Genomic DNA, 14,956 nt, shown 5'->3' on the forward strand with positions numbered 1-14,956 from the left:
CATTACGGTGTGTCACAGGGTTGGTCCTTCTTGGTCGAGAACGGCTATTTCGCAATTCCCATTCTCGCGCCGAGGACCAGCCCGTCTACTTCAGTCCCGCGTCAGCAACGTCCGTACCCGCAACACCTAGAGCGCGTCGCGCATATCCTCGACGAACCCTCGATGGCGGTGATCCGCAAGCGGTACCTCGACATCGAACTCGGACCGCTCCCGATCTCGGTTGATCTCGACATCATCGGGAGCGTGCGCCGACTCGTCGGCGGCGAAGAGGTTCTCGACTGGTGGCTCGAGGACGCGGCAGAGAAGGCACGTCAGCGGCGCACCCGAAGCAGTCAGGAGAGCCTGCGGAACCCCGCAGGTGCGTTGCGGTTGTCCTGGATGCAGCCGACACCGGAACCGCTGTCTGAGGATGAGCTCGAAGAACGAATCGAACGTTGGGAACGTCGTGTTCGGCTGACCTGGCCGGAAGCGGAAGATCACCTCGCGAGTACCGCGTGGCCCGGTCTGCAGTTCCGCCTTCGTAACACTGGAGAAGTGTTCCTCAACGATGTTCAGGTGATCATCACGATCAGTGGCGTCCGCGGCCTGCAGTACTTGCATCGTGACCGATTCGATCAAGCCAAACTCTTGCCGCCCGTCATACGGTTCACGAACACGGTGCGGGCCTTATTGCGCTTGGTCGCCGCCGCAGCCAATCGCAGATCCCCCAGCCCTCGCTTGCTGCCCGAACCCGCTCCGAGCGGCGGTACCTCGCCGACCAGCAGACTCGCGGCCTCATCGAGCCGCATGCCGGTATAGACGAGAAGGTCCGCGAACATCGCGTTGCGCTCACCATGACGGCCTCGCCACGCTGGATCAGGCCGCCCGTCCGGCAACTCGCCGCGCAACCCCACATCCCGCCACAACAGGTAATCCTCGAAGGCGATAAACCGGATCGGCTCGGCCTGCCGGTCAGGCTCCTGCTCGACGTTCACCCGTACCCGCTTCAATCCCTGCGGCGTCATCACCGTCTTATCGACGTAGCGAAACGGCGCAGCCGGCAACAGCCCCTCATACACCGCCCAGGTCGCCCACTTATCCAACGCCGCGATCGATCGGCGCCACGTGGACACCGAGACCTGATGTTCCCCAGGCGAATGCAGCCGGACCGCCTTGTAGGCCCGCAGATCCGCGCCGTCGCACTCCCAAATCGTCTTGCCGCCCCGCGACGCGTGCAGGAACCGGCAGAACAGCATCACATCCCGCGCGTACGCCGCGACGCTGTTCGCCGCCGGGACTCCCCAGCTACCCAGCTCCCGGAAGAACCGGTTCAACTCCACGTCATAACCCCCGGACGGCCCCAGCACGAAAGGCAACCCGTCGCGCACGCCGGCCCGGTGCAACACCCCGCTCGAATCCGCACCCAGCGGCCCCTCCGCCGCCCTGCTCCCTTCGGTGAAGTGCAGCTCCACCATCCCATCGCCCGCGCCGAGCCCCCCGCCGCCGCCCTCGACCGCAGCACCCACCAGCTTTGCCACCAACACCCTCCCTGAGACAGCTCGCTTGACCACATAAGGATCACGAGCATGAGACAAGATCAACAGCAAACGTAAGCGGCGCCACGCACATCCTGCTGCCCACCGCCCTGCAGGTACGCCGGGCCGACATCACCGAGGTGATCGGGACTGCGTTGGCCCCACAATCAAACGCGGCGGCGTCCGCCGCGGCGGCGAGCACGTGGTCGAGGTCGCCGTCGACGGCGAGTTGAGTCAATTCGGCGAGGGCGTGTTGTTCGCGGGCCCGACCCGAAGTTACTGCTGTGAGAACGAAGCGAGCAGAGGCTAGCAGCCTGCTTTTGTCAGCGGACCACACCGTATATTGAAGCGTTCGCGCAAGGTGTCGAGGGTGTGGCGGTGGTGTTCGCGTTCGCGGCGGTGGGTGAGCATGAACCGTGCAGTGCTGACCATGCGGCGTGGCAGGGGATACCAACGATCCAGGTCGAGTCCGCAATCGAGGAATACCTTGGTCGGGACGCTGTCGGCGATGAGGCTGAGGTTGTGCTCGACGAGTGACAACATCGCGTATGGAAGAACCGTTTTCGATTTCTTCCGCAGTTCCTGGAGATCGAGCTCGTACAACGGGACGTTCCTGATCTTGTCCAGGAACAGCAGGTGCGGAAGGAAGTAGCCCGTAAGCGATGTCAGGTGCATTGTGGCGGACCGGGGTTGGATGGAGAGCACGGCACCCTTGTCCGAGGCATAGGGTTCGTAGGGGTGGTCGTTGTGCAGGACGTATCCCGTGCAGTTGACGATCCAGCTGCCCGGTCGGACGGCCTTGGTGGACCCGCTGCGGAGTACCAAATCGGTTACGCCGTCGCGGTCGACGACATCGACGAGGTGATCCATGATTATGTCGTTCAGGCCGGCAGCGATCGTCGTGTTCTCCGCTTCGGACAGGTTGCCGAACAGGTAGTTGCCGGTGGTGGGGGTCAACCACGTGCCGTAGCCGGCGCGGAACCAGTCCCCGACGTCGGTCTCGTTGGTCCCGTCGAAACGCCGGGTCGCTTCCTGCGCGAGACCGCTCACGGGCGTTCCGCCCCACCATCGCCGGGCTCCGGCGGGGAAAAGACGATCGCGGGAGTTGAAGTACGTGCCGGAACCCGCCACCAGATTAACTTCACGGCCGGGGTATTCGGTGACGAGCGTGTGCGCGGTGTCCATGGCGGTTTTACCGCCGCCGATGATCCACACGGGGGCGTCGCTGGCTCGCATGTCGTCGCCGCGCATGTCGCAGAGGTCGGGGGACACCGATCGGACACGCGTGCTCGAGATCTCCAGCGGGTCGTTTGCCACGATGCGTAGGCCGTAAGCCTTGATCAGTTGTTTCGCGTGCACGACCAGACGCCGGCTGTCGGAAGACTTGCAGGTGATCCGCACCATCGCGTCGGATTCGTCGTCGGATTCGAGCGCCCAGCCGAAGCGCTCCTCGACCCGCACCCGCTGTTTGATGATGTCGAGGCAGTGGTCGAAGTGACCGAGAACCTCATCCTTTGTCGCCAGGTAGGACCGATCCTGCCCGAGCGTCCACTTGATGTTCCCGGCGGTGAACAGTCCGTGGGGTTGGTGCAGTCGCACGTAGGGACACGTAGGGATAGGTGTCGACCCACATGCCCCCTACTCGTTGCCGACGGTCGACCAGGATGACCTTCTGATCGCGTTCCAGGTATCGGCGGGCGACGAAGAGGGCGTTGAGTCCGGTGATACCGGCTCCGACGATGCAGACGTCGCAGCTTTCGACCGCGCCGTCCTCCTCGGTGGCAGCCGATGGTTGGGATGCGGGCACTGGCCGGCCTTTCTTCGCGGCCCGGCGACGACGGTGCCGGGGCAACTTGTTGTCTGTCGGGTGCTGCAGGGTCGGATAGGGTAATCGGCTACTCGATTTCCACCCATTCTTGCTCATGGCGTAGACGGCGTCCGTGCTGCGAAAGACCGTGTCGATGTCGTCACCTTACTGAACGCGGCAAACTGGAAGCTGGGAGAATGTGGCGTGACCACCCCAATGCCGTCGTACAAAGGCCACCGCTACCCGGTCGAGATCATCAACCACTGCGTGTGGTTGTACTTGCGGTTCCCGCTCAGCTTTCGTGAGTCGAGGAGATGATGCTCGAACGCGGTGTCGTGGTCAGCTACGAGACGATCCGGCGGTGGTGCACCAAGTTCGGACAGGCGGCCAAGCGGTTCTTCCGCAAGTTGCTCAAGGGCCTTCGATACGTGCCGCGGGTGATCATCACCGACAAGCTCGCCAGCTACCAGGCGGCGCACCGCGAGATGCTGGCCTCGGTGGAGCATCGCCGGTCGAAGCATTTGAACAATCGATCCGAAACTCGCATCAACCTACAAGGCAGCGGGAACATGCGATGAAGCGCTTCACATCGCCCGGGCACGCGCAACGATTCCTGTCCGCTTTCTCGGGCATTTCACCGCATTTCCGACCCCGTAGGCACAGACTCTCGGCGACCGAATGGCGTGCCGAGATGACCGACCGCTTCGCGGTCTGGCAGGAAGTCACCGCGATCGACTCCGCCGCCTGAGAGTGAACGGCCCGGCGGTGTCCCCGTAACATCCTGCTCCAAACCAACTGCGCCGCTTTACTCTTCTATTAACGTGACAGTGCCTTCGCCGTGGCAACAGAGGACATCCGATGTTGCGATGCCCGCGTGCATCCATAACGTTACGACCGCATCATCCACACCGTCCGGCTGGCCAGTGTGGGGTGTTCATGGGACTGGGGTATCGACCCACTCCCGGTAGAACGGCGGCATCTCGGATGCCTTTCCGCGGAAGCTGGGTGGGCGCTTGTCGAGGAAGGCGCGCACGCCGTCGGCTCCGTCGGCGATGCTGGTGTAGAACATGGCCAGGGAATCGACGCGATGAGCTTCTACAGGGTGCGGCGCTGCGGAATTGCGCAGGAGCATCTGGCGCATGAGTGCGACCGATACCGGGGACCGGTCGCGTGTCCATGCGTCCGCCAGGGCCCGTGCTTCACCGAGCAATGTATCGGGCTCATGGATGGCCTGTGCCAGCCCGGCGTCGTGGGCGGAGTCGGCATCGAGGATCTCTGCCCGGTACACCAGATCCAGTGCTGCGGGCAGGCCGATGAGCCGGGGCAGGAACCAGGTCGAGCACGCTTCCGGCACGATCCCGAGCTTGCCGAACACCAGCCCGAACCGCGCCCTGTTCGACAACAGACGCGCGTCCATCGCCAACGTCATGGTCGCGCCGATCCCGACGGCCGCGCCGTTGATCGCGGCGATCACCGGTTTCCGGCAGGCGTGGATCGCAAGGGTGACACGGCCACCGGTATCGCGGATCCGGCGCAGCCCCGGATCGTCGAGATCGTGCATGTCGGCGAGGGACGGCGTCTTCGATTCGTCGAGGCCGAACACGTTTCCTTCGCTCGCCAGGTCCATGCCGGCGCAGAACGCGCGTCCCTCACCGGTGACGATCACGGCCCGAACCGCATCGTCGTCGTTCACCGACACGAAGGTGTGCTCGAGTTCGTCGGCCATCTCGACGGTGAACGCGTTGAGATTGTCGGGACGATCGAGGACGATGGTGAGGATACCGTCCTCGATCTCGTGGCGGATGGTCGTGTATTTCATGGCTGCTCCTGCCTGCATGTCAGGTGAGGTCGGCGGCGATCTTGCGGATGGCGGTTTCCGCATCGCTCACGATGTCCGAGATGATGGTCTTGCAGGGCAGGACGGCGTCGATGAGGCCCTGGGACTGGCCCGCCCACCACATTCCGGCGTCCATGTCGCCCTTCTGCAGTACCTCGGTGCGGCCGCGTGCCCCGGATGCGAGGTGTGCGACATCGGCGAATTCTGCGCCTGGCCGGGCCGAGAGGGCTGCGATCTCCTCGGAGATCGCGTTCCGGGCCACACGAGCGGTGTTGCGGAACTCCCGGAACACCAGGATGGTCTGGCGTTCGTCGTTGGCGACGATCTGGGCCTTGACGTTCGGATGCACCGGGGCTTCGTCGCTCGCGACGAATCGGGTGCCCATGTTGATCGCGGATGCCCCGAGGGCGAGTGCTGCTGCCAGCCCGTCTCCGGTGGCGAATCCACCGCTGGCGATGATCGGGATGTCGAGTACGCGGGCCGCGGCGGGGATGAGGATGAGGCCGGGGATGTCCTCGTTGCCGGGGTGGCCGGCGCACTCGAACCCGTCGATGCTCACCGCGTCGACGCCGATCGACTGCGCTTTCACGGCGTGTCGGACGGCTACGGCCTTGTGGATGACCTTGATCCCTGCGGCTTTGAACGCGGCGACATGCTCGCGGGGATTGCTGCCGGCGGTCTCCACGATGGTGATGCCGCTGTCGATGATTGCGGCACGGTATTCGTCGTACGGGACGGGAGTGACCGTCGGGAGAATGGTGAGGTTGACGCCGAACGGTTTGTCGGTCCTCTCCCGACATCGGGCGATCTCGGCTGCGAGCGCGTCGGGGGTGGGCTGAGTGAGCGCGGTGAGAAAGCCCAGCCCGCCGGCCTCGGCGACGGCGGAGATCAGCTCCGCGGTGCCCACGCCGGTCATGCCGCCGCACACCACCGGATGCTCGACACCGAAAATCTCGGTGAAACGTGTATTCAGCATCGTCACGGCCTCCCGGCATGAGGAACGTCGACCGTCGTCGAGAGAACCTTGGCCTCCCGTGCGGCGCTGCGCTTCGCCTCGTCGAAATCCGGTGCGACCGACAGGAACAGGGTGCGCCCGTCGTCTCCGCCGAGGGCGACCGCGAACACGCCCAGCGGTGCGGTACTCACCTCGTCGAGGACGGCCCCGCCCTCACCCAATCGGACGGCACGTTGGTTGACACAATCGGCGATCCACACCGCGCCTTCGGCGTCGAGGGCCTGACCGTCGGGGGCGATTGTGCATGCCGCGAGCCGCTTCTCCACGTTCGGTTCGTCGCCAAGGTCGCCAAAAGAAGCGAAATCCTTTCGTGCGCCGAGTGTTCCGTCGCTCGCGATCTCGAACTGGGTGACTCTGTTGCCGAACAGTTCGTTGACGTACAGGGTCTTTCCGTCAGGGGATATGCACATGCCATTGGGGAAGGACAGCCCGTCTGCGGCCACACGGGACGTGCCGTCGGTGTCGACGAGGACGATGACGCCGTTTTCGTGGTCGGCCCCGCCCATGAGATCGAACCCGAATTCGCCGACGTATGCCTGTCCGTTCGCGGCGACTACCATGTCGTTGGCGTATCCGCGGCAGTGCTCGGAGATGTCGGCGTGCTCGACGAGTGAGCCGTCGGGGTCTCTGCGGAGGACTTTTCGGTCTTTCATTGAAACGACAAGCATGCGACCGTCAGGAAGCCAACCGAGGCCAGAGGGCTGGTTCTCGACGGTGCAAACCCGTTCGACGGATCCGTCGGTGTTCACGACGTTGACCGAGTGCGTGTAGAAGTCCACGAACCACAGCCGGTCTTCGTGCCAGCGGGGTCCCTCGGTGTAGGTGAAGCCGGCCGCGATCTCGGTGAGCTGACGATCGGACATGTCGGTACCTCTCTTCCTGATTCTTCTACCCAATCGCTGCGGCGATTGGAGACTGAACGACCCTTGCGGGCGTTGTGAGTCAGTCTCGACATCCGCAGGCCGGTGCGGGTGTCCCACAACGCAACAGTGGGGAGTCGGATCTGGCCGCTGTCGCGAATTCGGACGGTCTGCGGGGCGATTCGAGTTGAACACTGGTCGTACGCGCACCCACCGGACTCGGAGGAACACCGCCATGCTCACCACGATGATGGACCGACCACTGCTGATCAGCTCGCTGCTGTGGCACGCCGAGAACGTCTTCGCCGACCGGGTCGGGGTCTCCTGTGACGTGGGCCGCGGCGACCGGGAGTTCACCTACCGCGATCTCGGCGCGGCCAGCCGCCGGTTCGCCGGCACCTTCGAGAACCTCGGAATCCGATTCGGGACGAGGGTTGCCACGCTGGCGTGGAACACCTTCGAACACCTCGTCGCCTACTATGCAGTCCCGGGGTGCGGGGCGGTCTTGCACACCGTCAACCACAGGATGTCGTCTGATCACATCGCCTATACGATGGCCACGGCCGACGACGAAGTGGTCCTGATCGACGCCGACCTGCTGCCCGTGCTCACCGAAGTCCTCCCACGTCTGCCGCGCATCCGGCACGTGGTCGTCTTCGGCAACCTCGTGGGCATTGATCGCTCAGTGTCTTCGCCGGTGACGTGGTGGTCGTTTGATCAGCTCCTGCACGATGCCACGCCAATCGACGAGTTCTCGGAATTCGACGAAACCACCGCGTCTACGATCTGCTTCACTTCCGGTACCACTGGGTTGCCCAAGGGCGTGGTGTACAGCCACCGCAGCACCGTGCTGCATGCCCTGGCGATCAGCGCCTCCGGTGGTGTCGCGATCGACGGATCACTCTCGTATCTGCTGGCTACGCAGATGTCGCACGTCAACAGCTGGGGCGTTCCGCACGCAGGTGTGTTGCAAGGGGCGCGTCTCGTCCTCCCCGGACCGCACCCGTCGCCCGCTGAGCTGTTGCGTATCACCACGGAGCAGACGCCCGACGTAGTTGTCGGCGCACCGGCGGTCGCGGCGCTCATGCGCGAGCGGTTCGACGCCGATCCCGCCCGCTACGACCTCGGGAGCGTGCGCACCTTGTGGCTGGGCGGTCAGGTACCGCCGTCGGGCCTGGTGAACTGGTGGGCCGAGCACGGGGTATCCACCGTCAACGGGTGGGGTATGACCGAGACCTCGCCGATGGGAACCTTTAGCCACGTACCTGCGAGTCAAGGACGTCCGCTGCCGCTGTTCCAGGTGCGCATTGTCGACGAGGAAGGCCAGAGCTTGCCGTGGAACGGGTTCACCACCGGTGAGCTCGAAGCCCGCTCGCCATGGGTGACTGGTACCTATCTCGACGACCGTGCCGCCGACGCCTTCGACCACGGTTGGCTGCGGACCGGCGACGTCGCGGTGATTCACCCCGACGGCCAGGTTCAGATCCACGACCGCGTCAAGGACCTCATCAAGAGCGGCGGTGAGTGGATCTCCTCGATCGAACTCGAGAACCAGTTGCTGCTGCACCCGGCCGTGCTCGAGGCCGCTGTCATCGCGGTGCCGCACGAGACGTGGCAGGAACGCCCCGTCGCGTGGGTCCGGCTGACCGAGGAGACGACCGACGACGAACTGCGAGCCCATCTGGCGGCGACCCTGCCGAAGTTCTGGCTTCCGGACACGTTCGTGCGGGTGGACGAGGTCCCCAAGACGTCGGTGGGCAAGCTCGACAAGACGCGGATGCGGCAGCTGTGGAGCCAGAACGCGGAGGTGTAGCGTTTCGAGACACCGACGGTCGGTGTGATCCCGGTTACATAATGGGTGTACTGGCTGCAAGATTTTTCCGAGGTGGTGATGTGTGGTGAGCGACTGGATCCGCGCGCGGGTGGATGATCGTGGCATCGAAGCGCGTGAGGATGCTCCGTTGGGGCTGCGACCGGAGATCGAACAGTCGTGGCGCCGGTGCCGCGCGATCGGAGCGACACCGGATGGCTCAGGGCTGCGGTTCGTCGACGACACCCGCACCGACTCGAAGCTCCTCCGCGCGGCCCGACCTGTCGTGGATCGGTTGGCCGAGCAGCTCGCGGAGGTGCCGGTGACCATTCTGCTCGCGGATCAGAACGCTGCCATCGTAGATCGCCGAGCGGGGGTGAGGTCACTGCTCGGGCGTCTCGATCGAGCCCAGGTTGCGCCAGGCTTTATATTTTCGGAACAGTACGCGGGTACCAACGGCATCGGTACGGCGCTCGAAGAGCGTAAGGCATTCCGGGTGCGCGACGATGAGCACATGCTCGAGTCCCTGCAGTTGCTGGCATGCGTCGGCTCACCGATCGTCGACCCGGTCTCGCGCACGGTGATGGGCATCCTCGATATCACGTGCAACATCGATCAGGTCAGCGACCTGATGGCGCCCCTGATCCTCTCCGCTGTCCGGGACATCGAGGAACGGCTCTTTGCGCAGTCCGCGAGAAGCGAGCAGGTTCTGCTGCGCGAATACATGCGAAGCAAGCGTCGCGGCAACGCCGCGGTGGTGGCGATGAGCCGCGATACGGTGATCGCGACTCCGACGGCGTCGCGGCTGATGGACTCGACCGATCAGATGATGATCTGGGACTGGATCAGCAGCCACTTGAGCGTCAGGCAGGAGTGGGAAGGTCCGCTGCGTTTCGCCGAGGGCATCGATGTGCGCGTTCATGCGCGGCGGGTGAGCGAATCGGGAGATTCGCTCAGTGCGATCCTCGAACTGCGTCCGATGGCTTCCTCCGCGCGTTCCCGACCTCGGACGGCCGTAGCTCCCGCGTCGCATCGGGGTCCTTCCGTCGAGCCCGTGGGGCGGATCGTCGGCCGTAGTCTGGCCACGTACCGGCTGCAAAGCCGCATCGACGAGATCGCGGGCACGGTGGGTCCGGTCCTGGTGACCGGCGAGTCCGGGGTCGGCAAGTCGCATGTCGCCCGGCACATCCAGCAGCGGTGGGGGCACGGTGGCGAGGTCCTCGTGATCGACGGTTCCACGTTGACTCCGACCGCTGTCGCGGACCTGCGCGCACGCCTGTCGAACAATGCCCCGTGGATCGTCGAGCACGTGGACGAGGTACCGGGCGACGCGGTCGCTCCCACGCGCCGGCTGCTGGACGCCGCCACCGAGATGGCTGCGCCGTTGGTCGCGACTGCGACCTCAACCACGCCTGCCGACAGTCAGCAGGTAACCACCCACGTGCGCCGAAGCGTGTCCGTGCCTCCGTTGCGTCAGCGGATCGAGGACCTCGACGATCTCGCCCGTGAACTCCTCGCCGCGCAACTCCCGGGGCGTCCCACCCCGCAACTGCAGCCGGCCGCACATCGGGCTCTGATCGCCCACCACTGGCCGGGCAATGTCCGAGAGCTCGATGCCGTGCTGTCGACGTCGGTGTCGCGGTCGATGGGGTTCGACATCCGCCTCGAGCATCTGCCCGGCGACTATCGGACACTCGGGTCGGGACGGCAGCTCAGCTCCCTCGAACGCAGCGAGCGGGAAACGATCGTGCGTGCACTCGATGAGGCCGACGGCAACAAATCTCTTGCTGCGGATCGGCTCGGGGTCGCCCGGTCGACGCTGTACCGCAAGATCCGCGCACTCGGCCTGGAGAGCGAACGATTCGGATCCTGATCTCCCGAAAGTTACTGTCGCATATCGGGACATCCCACCGGCAGTAGCCCCGGCGACGATGGGTGCAGGGCGGGAGACCTTCGGGTTACCCGGCTCCTGGCGCCTCCCTACAGGGTGGTGGTGTCGACGATCCGAAGGGATGGCCAACGATGAAACGTACCGTGTACGGTGATGACCACGAGGCCTACCGGGACTCCGTCCGTCAGTTCCTCGTGCGATATTTCGAACCGCTCGCCGAGGATGTTCTTGCCGACAAGGCTCTGCCCCGCGATTTCTGGCGCGATGCCGGCAAGCACGACCTGCTCGGACTCGAGGTACCCACCCAATATTCGGGTGCCGACGCGGGCGACTATCGCTTCAATGCAGTGCTCATCGAGGAACTCGCCAGAGTGAATGCGGCCCTGGCGTCGAGCGTGAGTATCCACTGTGACGTCGTAGCGCCCTATCTGGTGCAGCTGACCACCAACGAACAGAAAGCCCGATGGCTACCGGGCGTATGTTCGGGCGAGGTCCTCACCGCTATCGGGATGACCGAACCCGGCGGAGGTTCGGATCTCGCTTCCCTCAAGACCACCGCCATACGCGACGACAACAGCTGGCTGCTGTCAGGCACCAAAACATTCATCACCAACGGGTATTCAGCGGACCTGGTGGTGATCGCGGCGCGGACCTCCCCGGAAAAGAAGGCCAAGGGCATCACGCTCTTCGGTGTCGAGACCTCTCTGCCCGGCTTCGAGCGGGGACGCAAACTCGACAAAGTCGGACAGGATGAAGCCGACACAGCGGAACTGTTCCTCGACAACGTGCGGGTCACCGACGCAGACGTGATCGGTGAACTCGATCGCGGCTTTGCCCATATGATGTCGTTCCTACCCCAGGAACGACTGGGCTGTGCCGTCGCGAATCTCGCCCACGCCGCGCAGATCCTCGTCGAGACCGTCGACTATTGCCGTGAGAGAAAGGCATTCGGCCAGACGATCGGCTCCTTCCAACACAACAAATTTCTGATCGCCGACCTGGTGACGCAGATCGATGTCACGCAGGCGTATGTCGATCGGTGCGTCGAGGCGCACTCCGCCGGCGAACTCACCGCCATCGATGCGGCGAAAGCGAAGTGGTGGACCGCCGACACTCAGAACCGAGTGATCGATCACTGTGTGCAGTTGCACGGTGGCTACGGCTACATGAACGAGTACCGGGTGGCGCGGGCGTGGCGGGATGCGCGGGTCTCGAGGATCTGGGCCGGCTCGAACGAAATCATGAAGGAACTGATCGGCCGCAATCTCGGATTCTGAATCCGGATAACCCTCTGGCAGTGCATATATGGAGAAACTCTGAGGCTTGGCCGTGATCCGATTTCGGACACTTCACATCACACGATCACTCCTAACGTCATTGGTGTCCGGGCGGGAATACCCGCCCGGGAAATCTCGAGGAGAACGACATGACGGCATCACAGGCCGACACGGCCACCCGCACCGGCTCTCATTCTGACAACAACGTGCTCGACGTTCTGATCATCGGCGGAGGCTTCTCCGGCCTATATGCACTGGACCGGCTTCGCGACCTCGGCTTCACCGCGAAAGTCTGGGACGCCGCCGGCGGGCTCGGCGGAATCTGGTGGTGGAACTGCTATCCCGGCGCCCGCACCGACAGCACCGGCCAGATCTATCAGTTCTCACACAAAGACCTGTGGAAGAACTACAACTTCGCCGAACTGTATCCAGGTCACGACGGAGTTCGGAACTACTTCGAATACGTCGACTCCCAACTCGATCTCACTCGCGACATCGTGTTCGATACCTTCGCCGAAGCATGCACGTGGGACGAGGACACGAAGCAGTGGACCGCGAAGTCCGCGGACGGCAAGGTTCAACAGGCTCGTCAGGTGATCGTCGCCACCGGATTCGGTGCCAAGCCGCTGTATCCGAACATCGAAGGGCTCGACTCGTTCGCCGGCGACTGCCACCACACTGCCCGGTGGCCGCAAGGGGGCGTCGACATGACCGGCCGCAAGGTTGTCGTCATGGGCACCGGCTCCAGTGGCGTGCAGGTCGTCCAGGAAGCCGGTCACGTCGCCGAACATGTCACGGTGTTCCAGCGCACTCCAAACCTGGCGATCCCGATGCAGCAGCGTCAACTCAGCGCTGAGGACAACGAACAGTTCCGGAAAGGACTGCCCGCGCGGTTCGAGGCCCGGTACAAGGCCTTCGCCGGATTCGACTTCGATTTCCTATCACAAAACGCCTCCGACCTGACCAAGGAGGAACGCGACGCCATCTACGAAAAGATGTGGGCGCAGGGCGGTTTCGAAATGTGGCTCGGAACTTTCCAGGACATTCTCGTCGACGAGGACGCTAACCGTACCTTCTACGACTTCTGGCGTAACAAGGTACTCGAGCGCGTCACCGATCCGATGAAGGCCGCGATCGTCGCGCCCGAGACACCCCCGCACCCCTATGGTGTCAAGCGCCCCTCCCTCGAACAGGACTACTACGACGTCATCAACCAAAGCAACGTCGACATCATCGACTCCAACATCACCCCGATCCGCAGGATCCTCCCCCACGGCATCGAAACCGACGACGGCGTCATCGAATGCGATCTGCTGGTGCTGGCCACCGGATTCGACAACAACAGCGGCGGCATCATGGCCATCGACATTGCCGGCGTCGGCGGACTGACCATCCAGGACAAGTGGAAGTCCGGAGTCGACACCTGCATGGGATTGTCCACCCGCGGATTCCCGAACATGATGTTCCTCTACGGTCCGCAGAGTCCGTCGGGCTTCTGCAACGGCCCCACATCCGCCGAGTATCAAGGAGAGATCGTCGTTGAGTTTCTGCAGCACCTGCGCGACAACCGCTTCACACGGTTCGAGAACACCGAGGCGTCGGAGAAGCAGTGGCGCGCGCACGTCGATGACCTGTTCATCAACTCGATGTTCACTAAGGCACGCTCCTGGTACTGGGGCGCCAATGTGCCCGGCAAGCCGGCGCAAATGCTCAACTATTCGGGTGGTGTTCCTCAATACTTCGCGCGATGGGACGAAATCAAGGCCGACGGCTACGACGCCTACGAGACAGATTGAATGGAAAACGAGGAAGCCTAGGTGTTGTGGTTCTGGACGTTGATGACACGGGACTGAAGTAGACGGGCTGGTCCTCAGCGTAAGAACGGGAGTTGCGACACAACCGATCTCGACCAAGAAGGACCAGCCCTGTGACACTCCGTATGATCCGCCGACTGAGGCTGTATGACGATGTCTCGTTGTGCGATGACCTGGAACTCGACCGACCTGCGAGATCGAGGTCCACATGCCCGAGAGAATGTCCCCGCCCTGCCTCGACGGAATCATCGATGCGGTCATGAACCGTGAAAACGCCAACGTCATCACCAACACAGGCAAGATTCGATCCTGCCCCGCTGCAACCGGGATCCTCGCCTCCGGGAACCAGAGATCGCATTGGGTGAGTTGGCCCGGCTCGTAAGTGATTCGGTCGGCGGGATCGATGCCCTGGTACTCCGGCCGAATCTGTCGCACCCGATCCTTGAGTGTGGTCAGCGAATGTTCCCAGCCGATCCGTTCGGCGATCACCGTCGCCGGCATCCGCGGATACTCGGACAGCAGTTGCCGGATCTGTGGCTCGACTCCATCGGCGAGTGAGCCACGCGGACCACGTTCCCGGCTCGGCGGGCCCTGCGCGCGTAACGCGGTCCGCACGGTGTTCCGGGCGATGCCCATCCGTCGTGCGATTTCCTTGATCGGTATTCCTTCGCTGCGATGCAGACGACGGATTTCTGCCCAATCCTCCACTGATATCACCCTCCTAGCATCGGAGAGGGGTCAATCCCAATCCGTCGCTACGGGGTCATTCTTAAGGTTCTGGCCCACTTTCCGTGACGGCTCCACCTTGTCGCTGCGTGTCGTTCGGGCCGGACGTGGATCGTGCGGGAGATGATCGTTCCGGTGTTCTGAGAACTGTTGTGACCTGCGCGTACTTCTTCCGCATCTGTCAGGGGTCGACATCGATTCGGTCGATGCGACCGCAGGTGGAGTCCGTATTCGTGCGTCGCCGTTGTCGACGTCGGCGAGCTGTCCGACCTGTGGTGTTGGGTAAGTCCCCTGGGGTGGTGGACATTCGGTGAGACAGCGTAGCCGCAGGTGGGGCGTGTCGTTCCGGTTCTGTGGGTGGGCCATCGCGTAGTGATGAACGAGTTACCTGACCAGTGACTCGAC

At 63.6% G+C, this 14,956-nt stretch carries 11 protein-coding genes and 2 pseudogenes; 5 read left to right on the forward strand and 8 right to left on the reverse strand.

Translation table 11 applies throughout. From position 1 onward, the window contains the following. Positions 1 to 126 precede the first annotated feature (126 nt). From ATN37_RS00945 to ATN37_RS33070, 4 genes are all read right to left on the reverse strand, one after another. Positions 127 to 618, reverse strand: coding sequence for a hypothetical protein (locus ATN37_RS00945; protein WP_058037393.1), 492 nt, complete (start codon positions 616 to 618; stop codon positions 127 to 129). Further along, positions 615 to 1,517 (reverse strand): site-specific integrase, encoded by a 903-nt coding sequence (locus ATN37_RS00950; RefSeq protein WP_253741201.1) that lies wholly within the window; start codon positions 1,515 to 1,517, stop codon positions 615 to 617. Before ATN37_RS00950 ends, ATN37_RS00945 begins: the two co-directional genes overlap by 4 nt. A gap of 303 nt (positions 1,518 to 1,820) precedes the next feature. Next, complete coding sequence (locus tag ATN37_RS00955) at positions 1,821 to 3,113, reverse strand: potassium transporter (protein WP_374103505.1); 1,293 nt, start codon at positions 3,111 to 3,113, stop codon at positions 1,821 to 1,823. After that, on the reverse strand, positions 3,022 to 3,321 hold the full coding sequence (locus tag ATN37_RS33070; protein WP_374103506.1) for an NAD(P)-binding protein: 300 nt from the start codon (positions 3,319 to 3,321) through the stop codon (positions 3,022 to 3,024). The genes ATN37_RS00955 and ATN37_RS33070 overlap by 92 nt, the downstream gene beginning before the upstream one ends. 216 nt (positions 3,322 to 3,537) lie before the next feature. Here ATN37_RS33070 and ATN37_RS00960 point away from each other — a divergent pair. Next, positions 3,538 to 4,069, forward strand: a pseudogene (locus tag ATN37_RS00960) (transposase). A 186-nt stretch (positions 4,070 to 4,255) separates the two neighbouring features. Here the strand turns inward: ATN37_RS00960 and ATN37_RS00965 are convergent. From ATN37_RS00965 to ATN37_RS00975, 3 genes are read right to left on the reverse strand one after another with little or no spacing between them, the layout of a single operon-like run. Then, positions 4,256 to 5,140: a crotonase/enoyl-CoA hydratase family protein gene (locus ATN37_RS00965; protein ID WP_058037402.1), complete on the reverse strand. Its 885-nt coding sequence runs from the start codon at positions 5,138 to 5,140 to the stop codon at positions 4,256 to 4,258. A 19-nt stretch (positions 5,141 to 5,159) separates the two neighbouring features. Then, positions 5,160 to 6,134, reverse strand: a complete 975-nt coding sequence (locus ATN37_RS00970; protein WP_256933089.1) for a nitronate monooxygenase family protein — start codon at positions 6,132 to 6,134, stop codon at positions 5,160 to 5,162. A 2-nt stretch (positions 6,135 to 6,136) separates the two neighbouring features. Then, entirely contained in the window at positions 6,137 to 7,036 is a 900-nt protein-coding gene (locus tag ATN37_RS00975) for an SMP-30/gluconolactonase/LRE family protein (RefSeq protein WP_058037397.1), read from the reverse strand. A gap of 232 nt (positions 7,037 to 7,268) precedes the next feature. Between ATN37_RS00975 and ATN37_RS00980 the strand changes: the two genes are divergently transcribed. The 4 genes from ATN37_RS00980 to ATN37_RS00995 all read left to right on the forward strand — a co-directional run bounded on the left by ATN37_RS00980 (position 7,269) and on the right by ATN37_RS00995 (position 13,807). Next, the gene (locus ATN37_RS00980) at positions 7,269 to 8,846 is read left to right on the forward strand and encodes a long-chain fatty acid--CoA ligase (protein ID WP_058037398.1); all 1,578 of its coding nucleotides are present in this window, start codon (positions 7,269 to 7,271) and stop codon (positions 8,844 to 8,846) included. 85 nt (positions 8,847 to 8,931) lie between these two features. After that, the gene (locus tag ATN37_RS32980; protein WP_058037399.1) at positions 8,932 to 10,716 is read left to right on the forward strand and encodes a sigma-54-dependent Fis family transcriptional regulator; all 1,785 of its coding nucleotides are present in this window, start codon (positions 8,932 to 8,934) and stop codon (positions 10,714 to 10,716) included. Between the two features lie 149 nt (positions 10,717 to 10,865). Further along, positions 10,866 to 12,011, forward strand: a complete 1,146-nt coding sequence (locus tag ATN37_RS00990) for an acyl-CoA dehydrogenase family protein (RefSeq protein WP_058037400.1) — start codon at positions 10,866 to 10,868, stop codon at positions 12,009 to 12,011. 149 nt (positions 12,012 to 12,160) lie between these two features. Further along, entirely contained in the window at positions 12,161 to 13,807 is a 1,647-nt protein-coding gene (locus ATN37_RS00995) for an NAD(P)/FAD-dependent oxidoreductase (RefSeq protein ID WP_058037401.1), read from the forward strand. A gap of 132 nt (positions 13,808 to 13,939) precedes the next feature. Here ATN37_RS00995 and ATN37_RS01000 read toward each other — a convergent pair. Further along, positions 13,940 to 14,542, reverse strand: a pseudogene (locus tag ATN37_RS01000) (helix-turn-helix domain-containing protein); the annotation flags it as partial. Positions 14,543 to 14,956: the final 414 nt, after the last annotated feature.

The sequence above is a fragment of the Rhodococcus sp. MH15 genome (genome assembly GCF_019266045.1).
GTDB classification, from domain to species: domain Bacteria; phylum Actinomycetota; class Actinomycetes; order Mycobacteriales; family Mycobacteriaceae; genus Rhodococcus_F; species Rhodococcus_F qingshengii.